3 protein-coding genes are annotated in these 5,149 nt (G+C 50.0%); 1 reads left to right on the forward strand and 2 read right to left on the reverse strand.

Features of this window, described 5'->3' with window-relative positions; genetic code table 11:
- Nucleotides 1-268: 268 nt before the first annotated feature.
- Nucleotides 269-2,995, reverse strand: coding sequence for an ATP-binding protein (locus AKL28_RS22995; RefSeq protein WP_050470621.1), 2,727 nt, complete (start codon nucleotides 2,993-2,995; stop codon nucleotides 269-271).
- A gap of 500 nt (nucleotides 2,996-3,495) precedes the next feature.
- Here AKL28_RS22995 and AKL28_RS23000 point away from each other — a divergent pair, with 500 nt between their 5' ends.
- Nucleotides 3,496-3,900, forward strand: a complete 405-nt coding sequence (locus tag AKL28_RS23000; RefSeq protein WP_050470622.1) for a hypothetical protein — start codon at nucleotides 3,496-3,498, stop codon at nucleotides 3,898-3,900.
- A gap of 60 nt (nucleotides 3,901-3,960) precedes the next feature.
- Here AKL28_RS23000 and AKL28_RS24900 read toward each other — a convergent pair.
- Nucleotides 3,961-5,149, reverse strand: a 1,189-nt coding sequence (locus AKL28_RS24900) for a hypothetical protein (protein WP_197091082.1), incomplete at its 5' end; no start/stop codon positions are given.

The following is a 5,149-nucleotide window of genomic DNA, read 5'->3' on the forward strand; positions in this document are numbered from 1 at the left end:
ATGTGTGGGTAAGTGTTTCGTCGAAATCTTCCGAGACTCGATTGGAAAATCCCAGGATGTCGCAAAAGGCCACGTATTTATTCTCTACAACAGGAATTGCGCCTTCTGGTGACATACCTGCCTCAACCGAGTTTATTGCATCATTTTGATTTTTTTCTGGCTGTTCTGCGTTCACGGCTTCACCTTCGGCGAAAAGAAATGCCGGCCATTCTCAGTTTCTAGAAGATCGTCGCCGGCATATTGATAACGGAAAACTACGTTGTCGGCATTATCTGCCTGCCGGCGCGACTCCAGCTGCGGGAGCTGCAGCGGCCATAGCTGCTTGGGCAACGCCAGCCAGAGCGGCGTCGACTGGCCGTAATGGTAGCTGGGTCAAGACATCGAGACTTTCCACAATAGTGCGAACGAGATTGGGGTCGTAATCGTCACGATTGGCTTCCTCGTGTGTTCCTTTGTTCAAATAGAGCCAAACATTAGAAGGTGCAGGAATTCCCAGAACAGCTGCAAGACCATCAACCACCGCAGGTTTATCTGGATGAATAAATGCGCGTGCACCGTCAAGTCGGCTCTTCAAAGCTTCACAGAGATTTCGCAACGCAGGTTCTGCGCCACGCCCCGCCAGCGGCACGGTTAACATCCCGAGATCATTTCTACCCAGCCACTTCCATATTTTGTCTGTGACCATTTCCAGAGCCTGACGTGATGCGGCAAGTGCATTCCGCCAGTCTCCGATGTCCAATGCGTCACGAGCTTGAGCTATGTAGTTAAAGGTGTGTTGTCGACTATTTCTCACGCGTGGCCGATGATCACCAAGATGCGGCATGAAGATGTAGGCAGTCCACTGATTCGTGGCAAGATGGTTCTGCAAATCCTTGATGAACTCACTGCTGTGGCAAGTTACGATAATTTGCGTCTGTGCAAAGCGTTCACTTTGGAAAATCGCCTCACGGATTCCCTCACGATGTTCTGTGTCGATCGCATTGATTGCATCATCGAAAATAAGGATTGGCGCCCGTATGGCCAGAACCTTGGCAAGCAGAATGGCAACACCAAGACATCTGACATGCCCTTCGCTAAGGACCTGAAGAGCATCGTGGGTTAACTGTGGATCACCACGAAATGCGATCATGATTCGACCGTCTTCGTTTACCGGAAGATGAAGTGCCGCTAGCTTGTCGCCTTCATGATCTCTACGGTTGAATTCATTGTAAATCTCCATAGCAGTGATGTTGATCCCAGCAATAAGTGCTGCTGGCAGCCCTGCACGGAACTGTTTCAACAATGGCAGAAACTCGTCGTAAGCCGATTTAATTCTCCGCTCAAGTAGCAGCTGCTCATTTTCTTGACGAACCGCATCGATCAGCGGAGCGTTAACTTGCTCGAAGTTAGCGATCGTCTGCCTGGATAGGGCAACTTGCCTGGCGGATTCTATACGTCGGGCGTTGAAACCAGCCATGATTTGGAGTGCTTGCAAAAGCCTAGTACGCTCCTGGGTCATTTGTGCCCGATTGTCGAGTACTTGACGAGTCTGGGCATCAATTCGCTCGCACTCGATCGCCATCTCATTGATTTGCACTGCCATGGACCTCCCACCAGGCGGTACAACATAACTCCCTCGCCACCACGGCATTCGTGGATCTACGCCTGGAGCTGAGAGATATCGGAACCGCTCGTCGGGACTTCCTGCATGGGCACCCACCCGTTGACCAATATAGGACAGGACACCAGCCAACTCCGCTGAGGCAGCCGCCCATTCACGTATAGCGGCAGCCTCTTCAGCCTGCAATGCGGCTAACTCTTGGAGCTGCAGAAGCCCTGCGTGCGCCTTTTGGTAGGGATCGTTCGCAACGCGATATTCCCCTTGAATAGGCGTTCCGCAGGCAGGGCAATTGTTCGGCGACCGTTCTTGCAACCCCAGCACAGCAAGATAGAGACTTTGGAATGAAGTCTCCCCCATCTTCGCCGCAAGTCTTTCTCTGATCTCTTCGAGCCTGTTTTGCTTAGCATCAGCTGCAGAAAATGCAGAGCGAAGATTTTCGCTGCTAACCCCATACAACCCGGGGCCTTGCACGTCCAGCTGTGCATTGAGGAAGTGTAACTGCCCAGGGGCCTGTTCATTTCCTATGTACGCGGCAAGCTGTGCATAAGTCCATCCGGGGCTGAAAGCTCCTGCATATACAGCTTCATCTTGCGCGATAGCAGCAAGCACCTGTGCTTCACCGTTGACAATCTGATGATCACGTTGCAGCCCCGCTTGAAGTGCCACAAGTTCTTGCTGACGAACAGAAGCAAGTCGAAGTTGACCATCCAACGATTCGTTGAAATTCGACACGAAGTCATGAAACTGATCCATACCGAAGAGCGCTGCAATCAGATCCTTCTTTTCGCCAGCTGTTTTGGCAGCAATGCGTGAAAAATTATCGATGCGGTTCTTTTCGATGAAACAAAAACGATAGGCATCTGAATCCGGTACCACTCCTACGACCTGGCGCTGCTCATCTTGAGCGGTCAGTACTGGATCCTCGTAACGGTTTTCATGAAAGTTGACACAGTAGCGTTGAGGCGGAATACGCTTCGCCGAAGCTTCGTCCACCGTACCAAGCAACGCTAGTTCCAATGCCTCACACAAGCTAGTTTTTCCGGTTCCATTCGGGCCATAGAACATGGTGATCCGTTGCGGGAACTCAAAGAGCTCGCGGCCTCGAAAGCCGCGAAATGGCCCCACGGCCAAACTATTCAGTCGATTCCAAGCCCAAGCGTCTCCCTGAACCATCCCTGCATTTTCGGGCGGCCGGTAATCCGCTGCAGCTAGCGCCTCGCGCGCAATCCCAGCCAACACAACAGATCGTCGACTTTGCGCTCGCGAATTTGCTGCTACTTGGTCAAAATTTGAGTCCACAAGGTTCGCCAAACGACGAACATCCTCGGACGCCCTAAGCTCTGGCAAATGCAACCAAGCAAGAAATCTCTGATAGTCCTGTCGAGCTGAACTCATTGTGCTTCCCCCGGGCGCTCTGTCGCCTTTGGATTATTAGTGCCCCATTGCAATTTTTATCGACTATGCGAATGGCGTTTTGACAGCTTTTTGTAAGCCTATCATCTTGCGGGTTCGGCTTCAGCCGACCACTATTGGCATCGATTTTGGGGAGCCGCCAAGCATTTGAATCGTTAAAGATCACTCTTACTGCCGGCGGTGCGGGCTGTAACGAGTAACGAGTAACGAGTAACGCGTTACTCGTTACACACGGAAGTCATCGCCTCCTGCAAAACAGGGAGCATGATGCGTTACAGTATCTAGAAATTAAATTCTCTCAATAGCGATTGGAGGCAGTTCAAAATGAAGATGCTTTGGATCTCATTAAAACTGGCTGCAAAGGAGCCTCCGTGCTGTACTTTCGTCCGCTACGGATCGTATTGCAGTTCGCCATTCAGGTCGTGGCCAGATAGAAAACTAGTTGACGTCGGCCCTCGCAAGTTCGCGAGGCCTTAGACAATATGATCATCGCCAACACCGAGACCGTACCTATCTTCCAGCGAGACATCGATAGTTTCTTGAGATATTTGAGAACTGAGGAATCTTCGACGGAGATATCCCCAAAGCGTTTCAGTCTGGCGCTACGCATAGATCTTCAGACTCTAGCGAACCAAGCCCGTGTTCATCCAAGCACAATGTCGCATGCGCCATCTTCTGAAAGCGTACAACGCTACTTGAACGCAGCAGTACGTATCATCCAAGCCAGATGCGATATCACCGAAGATGTTGAAAGGGCGCTCTTCTGGTACAAGAATAGTCACATGCGGATTTTTGGCTATAAGACTGCTCAAACCTTGGTGACAGAAGGTCGCTGGGACGACGTAGTTCGCTATCTCCTATCATTGAAAGCAGGTTTTTTGGGTTGACTATCAACCTGCTGAACACACCTGTGTTCCGACATCCGGTGGTGAACCTCCAAGCCGTTTCTACTTACTACTCCCCTTACTTTTCTCCAACAAAGCAATACGCGCTTTTAGCTCTCGGTTCTCATCCTCCAACGCTTGTATTCGATTTTCCTTGAGTTTTTTATGCCTCTTTACCATTCGGTCAAGGCTCTTGTTCACATAAGGCTCTAAAGATTCAGGATTGCTTTGCCCCATCTTGAATGCGACAGTCGTTGCTATGGATACCTCATTCGTATCAAGCCCCATTTCCAATCTATTCAGAATCTCATCGTCAATTTCCTCATTGGCAAATTTCCTGCGGAAGCTATGAGTATTTGCCCCTCTTGGCCGTCCCAATGCGTTGAACGCAGCCCCAAAAATCGCTGAAATAGATTGATCCTTAAGGGGCAAACCACTTCGCTCCGAAATAAATATCCGGCCAAGGGTACGCGCCTCACTCCATCCCCTGCTGGCTAGAAAATCCTTTCTTTCATTCGCTATGAATTCTGCAATTCGGAATGCTAATCGGAACGGAACTTCGAACTCACGCTGATACCCAAACTTCTGTGACGGAGGAATCACGATATAGCTATCATGGTTAGCCTCCGAAAAATCTAATCTTGAGAACTGATCGCACGTCATCGAGTTGATCGCGCCACGTCTCCAACTGACTTCACAGCCCAGATCCATCATCAGGATATTTCTTTGCGCGGCGTGCGGAGATAACTCCGAAAGAAACATCTCGGCAATTAGCTCAACATCCTCGTCTGTGGCCTCATATTGAGTAGGACGATTACCCTCACCCGCATGATCAAATAAAACTGGAAACTCACCAGTCTTTCTGCCGCTCTCATAACGACCATTTCTTCTGTTCTTCCCCCCCTCATTTGGAGGCAGATAGTTACTCTTCACCGGGCAGTTTCGCGGGCCAATCAGATTCAATACACTCCGATGACTGTGCTGGAGCCAGTATAAAAATTTGTACGTCCGTCGAAGCTTTGCGTTCACAGTTCTCATTGCCGTCCGCTCAGCGCGAGAACTATTTTTTGCGGTCTTAACCAGAGAAAGTTCTTCACTACGAAAGCTCTTTAGTAGCGAGTCTGTGATGTCTTGATAGACTAGTCGACGCCGATCCAGAAAGTCGCAAAATCCCTTGAGAAGAAATATTTCGTTGCGTACGCTCTTCTCATCAAGACCGTCATCAATGAGCTTAAGGGAATAGTCCATGATC

The organism is Herbaspirillum chlorophenolicum, assembly GCF_001189955.1.
GTDB lineage: Bacteria > Pseudomonadota > Gammaproteobacteria > Burkholderiales > Burkholderiaceae_D > Herbaspirillum > Herbaspirillum chlorophenolicum.